The organism is Streptomyces sp. NPDC002730 (assembly GCF_042888805.1).
Taxonomy (GTDB): domain Bacteria; phylum Actinomycetota; class Actinomycetes; order Streptomycetales; family Streptomycetaceae; genus Streptomyces.
The window spans coordinates 1-15,369 of sequence record NZ_JBIAQG010000034.1 but is presented as its reverse complement, the minus strand read 5'-3'; the positions used below and the strand labels follow the sequence as shown (position 1 = coordinate 15,369).

At 64.9% G+C, this 15,369-nt stretch carries 15 protein-coding genes and 2 pseudogenes; 7 read left to right on the top strand and 10 right to left on the bottom strand.

Going from position 1 to position 15,369, the window contains the following annotated elements:
- Positions 1-146 precede the first annotated feature (146 nt).
- The 7 genes from ACFYXH_RS41605 to ACFYXH_RS41575 all read right to left on the bottom strand — a co-directional run bounded on the left by ACFYXH_RS41605 (position 147) and on the right by ACFYXH_RS41575 (position 9,891).
- Positions 147-710, bottom strand: coding sequence for an ATP/GTP-binding protein (locus ACFYXH_RS41605; protein ID WP_389574841.1), 564 nt, complete (start codon positions 708-710; stop codon positions 147-149).
- On the bottom strand, positions 697-1,050 hold the full coding sequence (locus tag ACFYXH_RS41600) for a DUF742 domain-containing protein (protein ID WP_389574843.1): 354 nt from the start codon (positions 1,048-1,050) through the stop codon (positions 697-699). Before ACFYXH_RS41600 ends, ACFYXH_RS41605 begins: the two co-directional genes overlap by 14 nt.
- Positions 1,051-1,076: 26 nt before the next feature.
- On the bottom strand, positions 1,077-1,529 hold the full coding sequence (locus ACFYXH_RS41595; RefSeq protein WP_389574838.1) for a roadblock/LC7 domain-containing protein: 453 nt from the start codon (positions 1,527-1,529) through the stop codon (positions 1,077-1,079).
- Positions 1,526-3,769: a nitrate- and nitrite sensing domain-containing protein gene (locus tag ACFYXH_RS41590; protein ID WP_389574835.1), complete on the bottom strand. Its 2,244-nt coding sequence runs from the start codon at positions 3,767-3,769 to the stop codon at positions 1,526-1,528. The genes ACFYXH_RS41595 and ACFYXH_RS41590 overlap by 4 nt, the downstream gene beginning before the upstream one ends.
- Positions 3,770-5,271: 1,502 nt before the next feature.
- Positions 5,272-6,519, bottom strand: a complete 1,248-nt coding sequence (locus ACFYXH_RS41585) for an SDR family NAD(P)-dependent oxidoreductase (protein WP_389574833.1) — start codon at positions 6,517-6,519, stop codon at positions 5,272-5,274.
- A 432-nt stretch (positions 6,520-6,951) separates the two neighbouring features.
- Positions 6,952-7,305, bottom strand: a complete 354-nt coding sequence (locus ACFYXH_RS41580; protein WP_389574830.1) for a DoxX family protein — start codon at positions 7,303-7,305, stop codon at positions 6,952-6,954.
- A 945-nt stretch (positions 7,306-8,250) separates the two neighbouring features.
- The gene (locus ACFYXH_RS41575; protein WP_389574827.1) at positions 8,251-9,891 is read right to left on the bottom strand and encodes an IS4 family transposase; all 1,641 of its coding nucleotides are present in this window, start codon (positions 9,889-9,891) and stop codon (positions 8,251-8,253) included.
- A 62-nt stretch (positions 9,892-9,953) separates the two neighbouring features.
- On the opposite strand from ACFYXH_RS41575, the gene ACFYXH_RS41570 reads away from it, so the two are divergent.
- From ACFYXH_RS41570 to ACFYXH_RS41540, 7 genes are all read left to right on the top strand, one after another.
- Positions 9,954-10,271 (top strand): transposase, encoded by a 318-nt coding sequence (locus tag ACFYXH_RS41570; protein ID WP_389574824.1) that lies wholly within the window; start codon positions 9,954-9,956, stop codon positions 10,269-10,271.
- A gap of 358 nt (positions 10,272-10,629) precedes the next feature.
- On the top strand, positions 10,630-11,037 hold the full coding sequence (locus tag ACFYXH_RS41565; protein WP_389574822.1) for a transposase: 408 nt from the start codon (positions 10,630-10,632) through the stop codon (positions 11,035-11,037).
- Between the two features lie 184 nt (positions 11,038-11,221).
- Entirely contained in the window at positions 11,222-11,698 is a 477-nt protein-coding gene (locus tag ACFYXH_RS41560; protein WP_389574819.1) for a hypothetical protein, read from the top strand.
- Between the two features lie 117 nt (positions 11,699-11,815).
- On the top strand, positions 11,816-12,148 hold the full coding sequence (locus ACFYXH_RS41555) for a hypothetical protein (RefSeq protein ID WP_389574817.1): 333 nt from the start codon (positions 11,816-11,818) through the stop codon (positions 12,146-12,148).
- Positions 12,099-12,329 (top strand): transposase family protein, encoded by a 231-nt coding sequence (locus ACFYXH_RS41550; RefSeq protein WP_389574815.1) that lies wholly within the window; start codon positions 12,099-12,101, stop codon positions 12,327-12,329. The genes ACFYXH_RS41555 and ACFYXH_RS41550 overlap by 50 nt, the downstream gene beginning before the upstream one ends.
- Positions 12,230-12,436 (top strand): hypothetical protein, encoded by a 207-nt coding sequence (locus ACFYXH_RS41545; protein ID WP_389574846.1) that lies wholly within the window; start codon positions 12,230-12,232, stop codon positions 12,434-12,436. The genes ACFYXH_RS41550 and ACFYXH_RS41545 overlap by 100 nt, the downstream gene beginning before the upstream one ends.
- On the top strand, positions 12,433-12,591 hold the full coding sequence (locus ACFYXH_RS41540) for a hypothetical protein (protein WP_389574812.1): 159 nt from the start codon (positions 12,433-12,435) through the stop codon (positions 12,589-12,591). The genes ACFYXH_RS41545 and ACFYXH_RS41540 overlap by 4 nt, the downstream gene beginning before the upstream one ends.
- 438 nt (positions 12,592-13,029) lie before the next feature.
- Here the strand turns inward: ACFYXH_RS41540 and ACFYXH_RS41535 are convergent.
- The 3 genes and pseudogenes from ACFYXH_RS41535 to ACFYXH_RS41525 all read right to left on the bottom strand — a co-directional run.
- Positions 13,030-13,504: pseudogene (locus ACFYXH_RS41535) on the bottom strand (winged helix-turn-helix domain-containing protein).
- Between the two features lie 426 nt (positions 13,505-13,930).
- Positions 13,931-14,638 carry a hypothetical protein gene (locus ACFYXH_RS41530; RefSeq protein ID WP_389574809.1) on the bottom strand — a complete coding sequence of 236 codons (708 nt, stop codon included), beginning with the start codon at positions 14,636-14,638 and terminating at the stop codon, positions 13,931-13,933.
- A gap of 336 nt (positions 14,639-14,974) precedes the next feature.
- A pseudogene (locus tag ACFYXH_RS41525) lies at positions 14,975-15,369 on the bottom strand (integrase core domain-containing protein); the annotation flags it as partial.

Below are 15,369 nucleotides of genomic sequence, written 5' to 3'. Positions count from 1 at the left end.
CCCTACCACGACCTGGGCGCCGACTACTTCACCCGCCGAACCTCCCGCAGCCTGACGATCAACTGCGGAAGGTTTTCACCTCAGAGTCACGGCATTGGGTCAAGGCCCACGGTGCTTGGTGCTTGAGGTAGCAGTGCACGGTGTGCTCAGTGGGACGCTCGAGCGATGACATGATCTACTAGGGCCAGCAAGACATCCCGGCAGGAGGCGCGATTTCGAGCGTCGAACGTGGTGAGATACACGTTCGGTCCAAGAGCCAGGGCAGTGCGGATTTGCTCCACGGGGTAGAGTTGCTGGCCGTCGAAGGAGTTTGCGGCGATGACGAAGGGGATCTCGCGGCTCTCGAAGAAGTCGATCGCGGCGAAACTGACCTCCAAACGCCGGGTGTCGACCAGTATCACACCGCCCAGGGCGCCGACCGAGAGGTCGTTCCACATGAACCAAAAGCGCTGCTGGCCAGGGGTACCAAACAGGTAGAGCTTCAGCTCCGGCGTGAGCGAGATACGCCCGAAATCCATGGCCACGGTGGTGGCGGTCTTGTGATCGAGGCCGGCTAGATCGTCAACGCCGATGCTGGCGGCGGTCAACAACTCTTCGGTACGTAGCGGGGCGATCTCGCTGATGGAGGCGACCATGGTGGTTTTGCCGACACCGAACCCTCCAGAGATGAGGATTTTTACTGCAGTCGGGGCGTCATCAGAGCCGGACAAGTCCGTCCCTCACTTTCCGGAGCAAGTCGATGTCAGGAAGCCCAGTTGTGCAGGCTGGCGGGCGAGCCGTGATCATGCCGTGGTCCATCAAGTCCGAGAGCATGATCGCAGTCACTGAAACCGGCAAATCCAGATGGGCGGCGATTTCGGCAACTGCGGTAGCCACGGTGCACAGTTGCAGAATGCGGCGGTGCTCAGGCGGCAAAGCGCGGTTGGGCGCTGGCAACTGCACTGTGGTGATGAGCGTGATGAGCGTAAAGACGTCGTGGCTCGGTTGGGTGCGGCCGCCGACAAGGGTGAACAGACGCACGAGCTGGCCGTCGCCATCGCTCGGTGTCAGTTCCGGGTGACCCCCGCCGCGGCGGCTCATGTCGTCCTGGCGTCACGGGACTCGTGTGGGATGGCGGGCTCGACGCGCGGGGCAGCGCTGAGGAACTTGCCAATCTTTTTGACCAGCATGTTCATCTCGAATGCCGTCACGCCTACGTCCACCTGGGCGGTCGTGAGCACGGCCAGGTGCGCACCGACTCCAGCGGAGGTGACAATGAGGAAGCCGTCCCGCATCTCGATCAGTGTCTGGAGTACAGCGCCGCCGTTGAAGTCCGCACAAGTGCTGCGGCCGAGACTGATGAGGCCGGACACAGCGGCAGCCAGACGTTCGGATTCGGGGCGGGGAAATGCGGTGGACTTGCTGACTACCAAACCGTCCTCGGACACCACCAAGGCATGACGTGCGTGGGACACTTGCTGGACCAAACCAGTGAGTAGCAGGTCGAGCTGGCTGGGGATCGCGGGGGCGTGGTCAGGGTCGGTGGTCATTGGGGCCCCTTCGCTGGTGTGGGAGATCCGGAACCGAATTCGCGTGCGTACTGCGTTCCGCGTTGGAAGGCGGACATGGTCGCGGCGACGCGCTCAGCGGGAGGTACTGGCTCCTGCCGGTGGTCTGGGGTACTCCTCGAAACGGGGACGTTGCGAAGTTCCTCCACGAGGCTCGCCTGTGGCACACGCAGCGGCAGTGTCCGGGAGGAGGGCGACCCCAGGGGGGTGCAAGTGGTGACTGGCGTCGGCGATGCAAAGTCGGGCAGGTCAGTGGAGCGCGCACCAGAGCCTACAGGTGCGGGGGCCATGAAGCGGGCGTCAATGCTCGAAAACTCCCCTATCCGGACATGGCCGTTCGGTGTGGGTTCGTGGACGACGAGTTCTGGCGGGATGAGGAGGATGGCCGATGTACCGCCGTATGGAGATGGCCGCAGAGTGATCCTGATGTTGTGTCTGGCAGCGAGTCGGCCGACCACGAAAATGCCTAGGCGGACATCGTCAGCGAGCGCGAGGACGTCGAACTGAGGCGGCTGACGCAGTCTCCTGCTGGCATCGGTGTACTCCTCCGCGCTCATGCCTATGCCACGGTCCTCGATCTCGATCGCGAGGCCTCTACTGACCTGGTTGGCCCGGACCCAGACGGGGCAGGCTGGTGGCGAGAAGGCCGTGGCGTTGTCCAGGAGCTCGGCCAGCACGTGGATGACGTCAGCGACGGCGTGCGCCGCAAGCCGCAGCTGATCGTCCGCGTGGACGCTGATGCGCTGGTAGTCGGCGACCTCGCCGACTGCACTGCGCAGCACGTCGACCACAGCAATCGGCTCGCTCCAACTGCGCCCCGGCCGCCCTCCCGCGATGATTACCAAGTTCTCGTCGTAACGGCGCATCTGGCTTGCCTGAGAGTCCAGTTGGTACAGAGCCTCCAGAACTTCGGGCTCTTGGTGTGCCCGTTCGAGCCGGTCAAGCAGGCTGAGCTGGCGGTTCACAAGACTCTGGGTGTGACGAGCGACTCCGAGGATCGCCCTCTCGAATCCGCGGCGGGCATCCGCCAGTGCCACGGCGCTGCGGACGGCGGTCCGCTGCGCCGAGTCGAATGCCTTTGCCACCTGCCCCAACTCGTCGTGGCCGTAGTCGAGCTTGGGCGCTTCTGATTCGATGTCGACCGTCTCATTGCGGTTAAGCCGGTCGACCAGTGTTGGCAGCCGGACCTCGGCTACTTCTAGGGTGGCTTTGCGTAGTCCGGCCATGCGCCGCAGCAGGGACCCGGTGATCCGCCAGGACAGGAGGGCCACAATAATCACGGCGGCGAACCCTGCGGCACTGATGGTCGCTCCATGTCGGATCAGATCGTTCGCCCGGGTCGCCTGGAGACCAAGGAGTGCGGTGCCACGCCTTGCGATCAACTGCTTCATCTGGCTGCCCACTTGGTCCAGTGCGGCACGCCAATACCGGGCGGGTTCGGGCAGGGCGGTGGTCTCGGCGGCTTCGCCACTGCGAGAGGCCGGCGGGGACTGCTCTAGCACGGCATCCTGGCTAGAGATCACGGATGCCCAGGCGGCGCTGCTGGTGAGCTGCTGTAGCTCCGCTCGGTCCTCGGGGGGCAATTGGCTGGGCAACATGGCGAGCAAGAACCGTTGTGCGCCTACTGCCTGAGCGAACTGCGCACGCGCTTGCGTAGTGAGTCGGCCGGTTGCAACGGCCGGGGCCAGTGCAGTGTCCTCCAGTTGGATCTGTTCCGCCATGCTGACCATCGTTCCCAGAGAGGCTGATGCGGTCACGAGGAAGCCGTCGTCCACCTGGGTGACTTGCCGAAGCGCGAAAATCGCAGCGTTGAGGATTTGAGTGAAGGACTCCAGGGCTGCGCTGCCGATGGACCGTCGGTCGATCTGCGCACGCAGGTCTTGTAGCGGGAGATTCTGAAGCTTGTTCACGAGCGGCTGAAGGGTGGCCCTGGCGTGTTCAGCGGATCCATCGAGGCCCTGCGCCATGCTGCTCACCGCCGTGAGAGATGCGTCTGTCTTCGGGCGTTGGGAGTCCAATGCTCCGTGGGTGGAAGCGGAGTCGGCCAGCCAGATGGCAGTCAGGACGCGTTCTCGTTGGAGGTCGTAGAGCATCGCATTTGCGGGCTGCCCGATGGCGGTGCTGATATCCGCCTGAGATCGAAGGTCGAACCCCTGCGACAGCAGCTGGCTGGTTGTGGCTGTCCACACGCCGGCCAGGGCAATCGTGGGGATCAGGGCCAACAGGATGAGAGATGTACGGAGAGACCAGGAGCGTCGCTTGAATTTTGTCCGTGTCATCGGCGTCCTTTTCGATGGGACCGGGCTACCCGCAGGGGTGCGTTGCGTATAAGGGGGGAGAGAGACGGAGGGCACTCGGTGGCTTGTAGATGTGTGGGCCGCTTTCCGGGTCGACCTGCTTGCCTTCGCGTCCGCGTGGCTTAGGAGGCAGCGCAGTCGCACTCGTGACGGGTTCGCCAACGCGGCTGCGCCCCGAGGGGGTGCGTGCCCAATAGGTAAACACATTCTCGTGATGGTCGACAACAGTCAGAGCTCGAGCGGTGAGCGACTGAAGTCCCACCTTTCCCGAGGTGGTGTTTCCGGTGGGGCCTTCGATTGCGAGACTGTGCCCGCAGCAGCTCTCTGCTGCCTCTGAGGAGGGATGTCCGGGTGGTGGACCCGTGAGGCGAAGTGACTATTTCCGCCAAATAGTGGATGTTAGTCAATCGTCATTTCCGGAGGTTGGATTGAAAGGGGACGTGTGCCCTCTTCTGCGCGGGAGCCGCATTGGCGTTGCCTCCCTCGGAAGGCCGAGTGGACTTGCTCTGTTGCCTGTTGAGGGTGCCGCTTCGGGTGAGTATGTACTGGGCTGTGTGTTGCTCCGGTGAGCCGGAACGTATTTTAGGCGAGGCACGGTGATGTTTAGTCACCGTTCATAATCGCCATGCGCTGTTGAAACGAGGGTGGCTTGGGTGATGGCGCAGATTCGAAGAGTGTTGGGGGTGAAGGGCTGGAGGGTGCGTCGGCGTTGCTTCGGCTCGCCCACGGCCCGGCCCCTGGGAAACGCAGGGCTCGTAGCGGTTTGCGCGAATCCGGGTCTTCGAAGTTAAGGGCTTGTAAATAATCAAGGCGGTGGTTCCTGCGGGGGTGCCTGCTGGTGCGATAGCGACGCGGCATGGATGCGGTTGGGGAGACCGAGGCGGCGCCGACAGTCGCATACTCTCGACCTTCGGGGGCACCAGATCCAGGCCCAACCGAACAGCGAGGTCTTTCGCACGCAGCCCCTCCCTGCCTGACGCCCCGTCCAGCCCCGTCAGGAGCCGCCGGTACTCCGGCGCGATCACCTGAGCTGTGACACCCTCACGCCATTCAGGGACTACCGAGCCGGCCACGGGCTCCTTCACCACGGCCGGAACCGGTGCCGGCCGGACCGGCTCCTCCGGCACAGCCCCCATTGCCAGGGCAAGGGTCAGCTCTGCGAGTGCGACCATCCGCCGCTCCAGCACGCCTTCAGCCTCCGCCAGCTCGGCCAGAATCCGGTCCGCCTCGGCACGCAGTTCCTCCAACCGCACCCGGCCAGCCGTCTCCCGAACCTCCAACAGCCCCATCACCGACGGCATCTGAACACCTCCCCGACGAAACAACACGACGTGTCATCCCTGTCGCAGGAACACCGACATCATTCCTGATCAGCTAAAACGCAGCGGCCATGTTCGCTACGACAACGGCTTCTAATAACAACCATTTCAGGGCGGTGTTTCGCTGCGGGGTGACATAATCCACCACTCTTGATCACCGCCGGTACCGCAATCCCAGAGCTGAATTGGGGCACCAGAAACTTCGGATCCGTTGCGGACGTCCATGCATAGCCCGTCCTGACGGACGCTGCCGTCCTGGTCCAGGGACCATTGCTGGTGTCGGTTCCCGTCACACTCCGCGGTGACCACAGCGTCGCCCTTCGCGGCCGCAGGACCCGATGACGCTGCCACGCACCTGTCGCCAAACACCCTGATTTCCTGGAATCCCGAGCGCGTGAAACGCTGATTCTCCCGGCCCGTGCAGCCCGCTATCTGCAGACGCGTACCCTCGCGCCGAGACGAATCAGCCACTTCGAGACACAACCCAAAGGCCCATCCGTAGTACTCACGAGCAGCATCGGGTGTCGGCGACGCAGGGGTCACGTCAGCGGAGACGGGCGGTGTGGGGCTGGGCATCCTTCGCGCGGCTCCGGTAGGGCGGCCCCTGCCCACGCTCACGGTGTGACGCGGCGCTCGCGGAGGTGGGCTATCAACGATGGCTGACGACTGACCTGTCGGCGGCTCGGTGATGGGGGATGCCACCTGGACTAGAAGTGCGATGCCAAGAACGCCGAGAACCGCGAACGTGCCGATGATCAGGATCATAGGACGTGTCGCATGGCGCCCGGTCCGACTCGGATCTGCAGGGGGGATGCTCTCGACTCGCGAGTGGGGATCTCCCTCTGCTGACGCGTTCTGCTCGTCGAAGAGCGCCACTGCCGAAGGGTCGAGCCATGCGGCAGAAGCGGGATGAAGCACCGAATAGATACCGCCGGTAGATCCTTCCCCCGCGGCGTAGGGGTGAGCAGACGTTCCACGATCAACCTGCCCTTTCTCACGCCGTTCACTTGACGTGCGGCTCCCGTCCGCCGCACCTTCTTCGTTCGTCATTTCCTGCCCCTCACGCAGAGAAAAAGAGAAGTGACTCAAGAAGCTGATGGTCTCGGGGCTGTTCTGATCGCGCAGTTCGGTGTCAACGCTGCCCAGCTCGACTACGCTCACTCGCACCTGGTGTTCTGCGAATTCTTGTCGCCGTGCCTCGCTGAGGGCCACTACTCCAGATTTTGCGCAGCCGTACTCACACAGGCTGCGCCCCGGCCGCCCACTGAGCCGATGTTGACGACGTCGTCGACCCACCGGGGGCCGTCCACCAGCAGTCTTGCGCAGGTACGAGAGGGCCGAATCGGTGTTGTACATCAGACCGAGCAGGTTAGCTCCACCATGCGGCACCACTCCGCCACAGCGGCCGCTGCCGCGGTCCCAGAATCATGAGTCAGGCATTGTTCACCAGGCCATCAAGGCGCTCCAGCTCAGGGACGGTTCGTTCTGCGGCGTGTCCCGCCTGAAACTCGTCCGTGATGTCTGAAGCTACGAAAATACCGGCTCCTGCCCCACCCCGCGAATCGTCTGAGCAAGCAGCTCAAGGCGCTCAGCGGGCCAGGCCATCAAGCCCAAATCTGCACCTCGCTCTGCCAATTCCTGCACAGTCGCCGCTCCGATTCGGCTAGAGGCCCCGGTCCCTAGGACTGCAGTCCCCTCACCGTGTCTCCCGTGTGAATTTTCGCTTCGTATGTGGTGCAGGGTCCGCCCGTCGGCGGGAGGTTTCCCGCCGGCGCACGCCGGAGGTCGTTAGGCGACAGCAGTGGTCAGCGCTGTCGACAGCGCCGCGAGCAGGCCTAGCCCCACAGCGGGAAACGAGATGGTGATGGGATCCTTGATCCTGATATGGCTAACCACCGCACCCGCCATGAGTAGCATCAGGCCTAGGGAGGCGGCGATTGCGAGCGGCACCACCCACAGCCCCGCCATCAGCCCGGCTGCACCTGCCAGCTCCAACACCCCGATGGCATGGTAGTCACGTGACGAGAAACCAAACTTTGAACTGCGCTCAAGAGCCCTTGCGTTACGGGTCACTTTGGCAATTCCGGATGTCGCGAATATCACGGTGAGGAACGCCGACAGTACAGAAATAGATATGATCATTAATCCTCCGGGAATTCGGACCCGCGATGCGGGCTGCCGACTGACGAGGGGCAACGAGCCGGCCCAGCCGGTGCCCAGCCCCAAGCGAGACCCTCGGGACGAGTCGGCTGGCGGGGCGCCTCGGCCGAGTCGGGACAGACCGAGTTGAGCGTCAACATCTACCGGCAGCCACCGTAACCGTCAGACTGAAACGGTAGGCCACAAGTATGTCGCGGGCCTGAGCAACAAATGACGCGGTGGGGATGGCACTTCGCCACCTCTAGGCCAGCGAAGTGCCATCCCCACCGTCCGGTTGACGCAGTTCAAGGAACAAGGGGGGTAACGAGCACTGGGCCGCACGCTTGGGCGGAGCAGAATCGGACAAGCGCATGGCCACGCCGTAGGAGGGAAGAGGAACTGGCATCCACACTCGGCCGAGCGGCCGCGGCGAACGAATCAGGCTGCCGAGCCAATATCGCAAGACTCGCAGACTCACACCCAAGCCCACTTCGCGGGTACATGGGCGCCAGGGGACACGGAGGGCTGCGCGAATCAGGAAGGCCTGGCCCACGACGCCAGCTGCAGACCTGCTTCGTGGGCGCCAGGCACTTTGACCGCTGCATGGAGGCTCCAACATGGGTGATCGGTGGAATCGGAGGATCTGCCGAGCGGTTATCAGATGCCTGCCGGCAGATCGAGGCAAGCGCAGCAACTGTTCGCCGACCCTGCTCTCCAGAGCCTGCTGAGCTTCGATCTTCGATGCCCAACAGGAGCCGCACATCCGCCACCTAGCCCATATTCTCCGCTCGGGTGCCCTGTCGGCCGCTCCTCCGCCAGCCGTCAGTGCCCCGACTGAGGTTCCCCAGAGATGCGAAGGAAGTTGACAGAGGGTCAGATGGTTCATGAGAGGACCTTTGACCATGGCTGCCCCCAGGAAGTACTCCGAAGTACCCCAATGCCGCGTAGTTAAGGCGGGTCCGCAGGTGTCAAGACCGGGTGGTTGGCTTGTTGGTGGAGGCCGGGCGTGGTCCATTCGCGGGCCAGGACGTAGACACCGCGGGCAGTTCGTTGAGGGACGCCCTCGTTGACCCAGCGCCCGAGTTCGGCACGCAGTCCTCGGGCGTCATCGAGGCCGATGCCCCTTGCGATCTCGCAGGCGCGCCAGGAACGCTCCGGGGCGGTCCGCATGAGCTGGAGCGTTCGGTCCCGCCGTCCCTCGGGGGCGCGTTCGGATGCCTGGTGCACGGCGACCTCGATGGCGGTGATGCGGGCCGTGAGGTGGCCGCGTGTTTCATCCCGAAGGGTCGCGTAGCGGGAGATCGGGCATCTGACCCTGCGGGGTGCGATGGGTGGGCGGCGTCTGGGCAGCAGGTTCTCCAGCACAGTGCGGCCGATGACGCCGATGAGCGCGGGCTGTGCCGGGTCGGGCAGTACGCCTTGGGCGGTGATGACCTGTTCCCGGGCTGCTTCGAGGGCGACGGTGAAGGAGGCGCGGTCGGGATCGGTCCCTGGCCTGGACCCCGCAGCCTCGACCATGGCGCGGCGGAGTATCTGGTAGACCGTCAGCTGGGCCCACATCTCCTGCTGGACGCCGCGGGAGTCGTGAGAGCGCAGGACGAGACCGTCGAGCAGTGTGTGGCGCAGGGAGTAGAAAGCCGATTCGATCTCCCATCGTTCGTGGTAGAGCGCGACGAGCTCGTCTGCCGGGTGGTCGCGGTGGTCCAGCAGGGTCGTGGCCAGGCGGTAGTCTCCGGTGGTTCGGATACCGTCGTCGGTCGTGACGGTGACCTGGGCGTCGATGATGCGCAGACGCACTCCGCGGATTCGTGTGAGGTAGGAGCCGTCGGGCAGGACGGCCCATGTGGCCGGAGTGCGGGTGCCTTTGAGGCGCACGAGCAGCTGGGCGCCGGTGCCGGCGCATTTGGCCAGGAAACCGTCGGAGTCAAAGCCCCGGTCGTTGAGTAGCAGCATGGTGTCGTCCAGCAACGGCAGCAGTTGCTCGGCGTAGACGGACTCCGCAGGCGCCACCGGGCCGAAGGCTGCGCCAAGCAGAGCGCGGGTGCCGGTTTCGCACAGGGCCACGAGTTTCAGCATGGGGTAGCCCTCTTGACCGTATCGGTGCTTGATCTTGCCGAGCCAGCCGCAGACGCGGGGCCGGTCGGGGGCCTTGGCGGAACTGCAGCCGTCGAAGGCGACCGTCCGCCAGCGTCGGTAACGCACTCCGGGAGTCTGTGGCCGGGCCGCCGGCCCGGCCTGAATAGTGAAGAGCAGCTTCAGTGGAGCCGGCCCCAGTCGGCGGCGTATGTCCCGCAGGGCCTTCTCCGAGGGTCGGCACGGACATAACTGCCGTAGGCCGGCCGTGAGTTTGTCCCATACCCGCATGTACCCAAGGTTCGGGAACAGGGCCAGGGCCAGCACGAAGTAGATGCCGACCCGCGAGGGCAGCAGCCGAAGCCTCGCCTGCGTGGTCCCGGTCCGCTCCAGGATGTCGTCGACAAGCTCGAAGGGGACCTGCTGAGTCAACTCCCCGAGGTGCCCGGGGGCATAAAGGCCCTCGGCGACGGTGAGGGTGCGGGTCAGCTGAGTGATGGCACACTGGTCGGACAACGGGACCCCTTCGGGCAGGAAGACCTTGGTCGGCTTCCTCGCTCTACCAGGGGTCCGTCCTCGTGATCGACAGTTGCCCGAATCCCGCAGATCTGCTTGACAGAGCCGTGAGCAGGCTAACTACGCGGCATTGGAAATACCCGCTGGAGTTGCGTGAGCGTGCGGTGCGGATGTATCGCACCACCGAGCCGAAGCCGCAGATCAAGCGTCTGGCCATCGAGCTGGGCGTGCATCCCGAGGCCCTGCGCGGCTGGATCGGGCAGGCCGAGCCTGATGCCGGCGAGCACGATCACCGTCACACCACCGGCGAACGGGCGGAACTGGCCGCTCCACGCAAGGAGAACGCCCGGCTCAAGCGCGCGAACGAGGTTGGCTTCTGATTCCCACCTCTGGGCATACAGCTGTGCCAGCTCGGTGGCCGGTGCCACCAGTGGTCAAGGAGTGTGGTGACCAGCCGGAACGGTTCCGTGCGGACCGTGCCGTCCGCGCCGGTGACGAGGAGCGTCAACGCCCTCGCGGGGAACTCGTGGATGCTGATCAAGACCGAGTGCGTCCGCGGTCTTCGCCACCCGGGCCGAGGCGAACCTGGCCCTGTTCGAGTACATCGACGGACCCCGTTGCCCAATTGGGTGAAGCCGCCCTGTTCGCGCGTGATGCGGTCGCGTGAGCCGCGAGTGTGGTGCGTGGCGGCCCAGGGGCACGAACCGGGCATCCGGCTGCGGAACCGGGGGTGGCGCGATGTCCATGCGGTCGAACTATGGAGCGGACGTCCCCGCCGTGACGCGGGACGTCGCTCGCGCTGCGTTCCCCAAGGGCTGCCTGGCGATGAGGATCCGGGACGGCCACGGCCCGCTGTTCGCAGACGAGGAGTTCAAGGCCGCCTTCGGGACTCGGGGACGTCCCGGTGTCCCACCCGGCCGACTGGCCCTGGTCGGCATCCTGCAGTTCGCCGAGAACCTGACCGATCGCCAGGCCGAGCATGCGGTGCGGGCCAGGACCGATATGAAGTACCTGCTGGGACTGGAGCTGACCGACCCCGGCTTCGACCACACCGTGCTGACCGGGTTCCGGGACCGGCTGCTCGCTCACGCACTGGAGGCCAGGGTCCTGGACCTGCTTCCAGAGCGGCTTGCCGGAATGAGCTAATTCCATCCTGAAGTTGCAGGTCACGGCCCTGATGTGCGGCTGGGTGGGGAGGCTCGGGCTGGTCGAGGGCGTGATCGCTAGCAGGAGATCGTCCGCCTCGTGGCCGGTTTGTCTGAATCGGGGCTCCGGGAAGCCGTGGCCTCCTACCCTCCGAAGGAGGGCAGGGCGGGAGGAGTTGCTGGTGGTGGACGTGTTGACGTGGGTGATGCAGCGGCGGCTGGTGCTGGCCGACCGCGCTGAACGGCTGCGCAAGGAGCTCGCCGATCTCGACGTCGAGGTCGCGCGGCTGGAGGCGGCCGAGGTGGTGTTCGGGCAGTTCGCCGACGCCCGGCGCGCCGGGCACACCGATGACCCGGAGATGGCCGCCGAGTTGGAGCGGGTCACCTGCGCGCCTGGGGCGGGCGGGATGCTGCTGATTCCGCACCGAGAGCAAGGCATGGACATGAGCGCGCTGCCCGCCGACTACCAGGCGATCATGAAGATCGTGGCCGCGGCGTCGGAGGCGGTCCCGGCCAAGGGCGTCAGCGTCGAACTGGGCAGGGGTGCCGGTCCGGGGCAGGTCGAGCCGGTCCGCAACAAGCTCGGGCGCCTGGCGGACCGGGGCTGGCTGCACCGGACCCCCGCGGGCCGCTTCGCAGTCGCGCCGCAACCGTCCGCCTGAGATCGGCCGCGGCCGGAATCCGGCGTAACGAACGTTCCCCTGAGCGGAGTTGGGGTGTTCGTGCGAATGAACAGCCGACCCGCAGAGGGCCCTGAAGGGTTTGTCTACCAATGCCGTTTGTCCCTGTCGAGCGCGACCGTGAACCTGGTCGCCGACCTGATCCGCGGCCATCTGAAGAAGATCCGCTCGCGCTGGCGCAAGCTGGGACCGGGGCAGATCGCCGTGATCGTGCTCGCCGTGCTGCGGCACGACCAGCGGCTTTACGACATGGCCGGTGGTAACGACGTGTCCGCCTCCACCGTGCGCCGGTGGGTACTGGAAGTGATCGGACTGCTGGCGGCCCTGGGCTCCGCGCCTGGACCGGGCGTTGAAGAAAATCGCCCGAAAGGGCGGTGTCGTCGTGCTGCTGGACGGCACGCTGGTCCGCACACGCAGACGAACCGGGGATGAGAACCGGCCGAACTACAGCGGGAAACACAAGGTCCACGGCCTGCTGTTCCTCGCGCTCACCGACGAGCACGGGAACCTGGTGTGGATCTCGGCGGCGAAGCCGGGCCGCTCCAGCGAGATCACCACCGCCGCCATAACAAGATCACCGCTCGCCTTCGCGAGGCCGGGCTCGGCGCCCTGACCGACCTCGGCTTCACCGGCCTGGACGACGACCCCGACGACCCGGTCGTCATCACCGGCCGCAAGGCCAGTCGCGGCAAACCCCTCCCGCAGCACAGAAGGAGGTGAACCGGCTGGTCAGCCGCGAACGCGCGGCGAACGAGCACGGCTTCGCCGACCTCAAGAACTGGAGGATCTTGGCCAAGGTCCGCATGAACGCGAAGCACGCCACCGCCCTCCTGCGGGCCCTGCTCGTGCTGACGAACGCGGAGGTCTCCCGCTGACGGACGATCACCACGCGACGATCACGCCGCAGACCAGCCCGAGCCTCCCCACCCAGCCGCACACCAGGGCCGTGACCTACAACTTCAGGATGGAATTAGCTCAGTGGCGTTCTCCACCACCCACCTACGCTGCGGCCAGCGGCGACCCCAGGTCAAGAGACGCCGGTACTCCGCGAGGTTCGCCTCAATCCTCAGCGAACCGGCCTGCTGATTCGAGACGGGATCAACGGCGGTAGCCGTGTGAGTGGACTTGTGCGGGTCAACACCGAGCAGTATCATGGAAGTTCGTTCCTTACAGCCGGATGGCAGGACGTCCACGGCCGACACGCCGACTTCCGGAACCGCTGCCGGGACACGCCTCTGTTGAGTCAGACCGTGGCCGGACACCGGACCGGCGGCACACCCCGAGCGGGCCAGCTCCGAAGGGCGGCAGGAACCTCACGAGCCATCCAACCCAGCGTCCTTACGGAACGCTACGAGCGGCCAACCCGACCGCGCTCCGCTACGGCCAATACAAGTCGGAACCTCAGCCTGCTCGTCACGCTCGGCCACCCGCCGCGCGGGGACCTGCGGGCTGAAACCGATCCGGTGCATCAACCGCGTGGCCCCGGAAACGCTGTAGCTGACGTGGAACGTCCGGCCGATCAGCGTGGCCACCCGCGATGCGGTCCACACCTGGTCCTCCACCCAGCCGTGCGCGGCCGGCCCCTCCTCCAGGAACACGGCCAGTTTCTCCAGACAATGCGGCGACAGACGACACCGTGTTCCGCCCGGACCGCGGGAGGCGAGCGCCTGAGCACCGCCCTCCCGCCACAAGCTCGTGCCACTGATAAGCCGACTTCCCGCTCACCCGCAGACGCCGTGCCACCTCCAGCGGCTTGAACTTCCGCTCGAACAACTCGGCCGCCTGCAACCGCAGCGACTCCCGGCATCGGCGCCCCTCGACACTCAACCCGCCCCCATCCCCACATCTCACACACTCAGAGATACGTCCAACACCCAGACCACGACAGGGACTCCGAAGAGAATCACCCTAACGAGCCGAAGTCAGTAACCTTCAGGAAGGCTGGTGGCGCATCTTCCGCAAGGCAGCCCTGGCCGGCCAGTCCTTCGCCGATCCGAGATCGACCAGGCCACCCGCCTGGCAACAGCCCAGCTCAACGCCCTTGCCAGCTCATGGATTTGGGGCAGACCCGCCCCGCCCACCCGGCGCTTACGCCACCGCTATGTGAACTGCCTTTGAGGAATCCAGCACAAGGCGGTGCCTAACCGGAGGACTCCTCTGCCTCGCGGGGCCACTTTGGTCATGAATGTCCCGCGAGGCAATTGAGCCCAACTATTAACGACGTACCTGGACCGCCGTGCCCTCATGAGCGTCGGCGGAGCATGAGGACTTCTCGGCAGTGGTCATCTTGCGGGTCTTGACGATCACCGCGTTGTTCTTACCGTCTGTGCCATTCGCGGCCGGGCCTGTGATGGTGTCCGTAGCATCCCAGTGACGGTGACCCCAATGCCTCTTTTTGTAGTTGGTATGCCAGATACCCGATACGGTCTGCATCACCTGTGCACGGGAGATCCAGCCCACCTCCCCAGCCTTCACCGTCATGTTCAGGGACCTGTTTTCGGCGTGCGTGCTCGACCATGTGTGGCTGTAGGTTGCGGTTACGCTGACGTCGATGATGCCCGCGATCTTGCCGCCTGTGGTGACAGAGACACCTACCGAATCCGTTGAACCTACGGTGTCGGTCCAATCCATCGACTGCGTGGCGGGCGAAGTGCTGCAGTTATGAAGCGAGTCGGAGACCTGGTGGAAGTTACCGAGATATGCCTCTCCGAGCACCGGCTCCTCGAAAGTGCACCTGCCTTTGCCGGAGTCGCAGTCGGCTATGAGCTGCTCCGGGGTGGGCTTGTCGGCGGCCGCGGCGGGCAGACTCGTCGCCATCATCATCGCGAGCGTTGTCGCTGGCAGCGCCAGCAGCCAACCCGCGTTCCTCATCGTGCAGTTGTTTACCATGTAACTCCGCTCCTCGGCGGCTGAGCCGCTCACGATCTATCTCGTGTTTCCCGACATAGAACAGCACTCCAGGGGATTTCGCGCCCCGGAGTGCGTGTGGCCCCCAGTCTCAAGGAGGCCGCACAGGGCTAACATCGGCCACCTGGCTCATACCTGACGATTCGCCAGTCATCCTTGGCCCCGGTAGTGACCCTAACCTCGCCGTTTCACTTGGGTACGACGGCTGTTGAGGTGGAAATACGCAAGTGCCTTCTGAGCTGGGGCGATGAACCTTGTCGAGGGGTTCTGTCGGTCCAGTCGGAGTGCACTTTCTGCGTGCAGGTGCGACACGAGGTCGTGAGGCGTCCCCCGGAGTGTGGACACGGGGGTTCATGCTGCGAGTGTGAGTTTACGTGCTCTCTGCTGTTGTTGTTCGAACTCGGCTGGCGAGAGGTAGTTGAGAGCGCTGTGGCGCCTGCGTACGTTGTAGTAGGTGAGCGACTGGAAGATCTCCAGCCTTGCCTGCCGCATCGTGGAGAACAACCTCGGGTGCATCGTCTCTCTTGAGTCCCTGCCGGAACGACTCGGCGAGGGCATTGTCATAACTCGAGCCGACCCGGCCCATGCTTCTGCGGATCCCGAAACCATCGCAGACCCGGGCGAACGCGGCCGACGTGTACTGCGAGCCGCGGTCCGCGTGAAAAATCACCCCGCCCACGCGGCCACCGCGGGTCGACACCGCCATCTTCAGGGCGTCGATGACCAACTCCGTACGCATGTGCGAA

Bases quoted from the DNA above. Each gene is read 5' to 3' on its own strand.
- ACFYXH_RS41595 (WP_389574838.1), bottom strand. From the start codon at position 1,529: ATGACCACCGACCCTGACCACGCCCCCGCGATCCCCAGCCAGCTCGAC.
- ACFYXH_RS41580 (WP_389574830.1), bottom strand. From the start codon at position 7,305: ATGATCATATCTATTTCTGTACTGTCGGCGTTCCTCACCGTGATATTC.
- ACFYXH_RS41565 (WP_389574822.1), top strand. From the start codon at position 10,630: ATGTCCATGCGGTCGAACTATGGAGCGGACGTCCCCGCCGTGACGCGG.
- ACFYXH_RS41585 (WP_389574833.1), bottom strand. From the start codon at position 6,519: ATGTACAACACCGATTCGGCCCTCTCGTACCTGCGCAAGACTGCTGGT.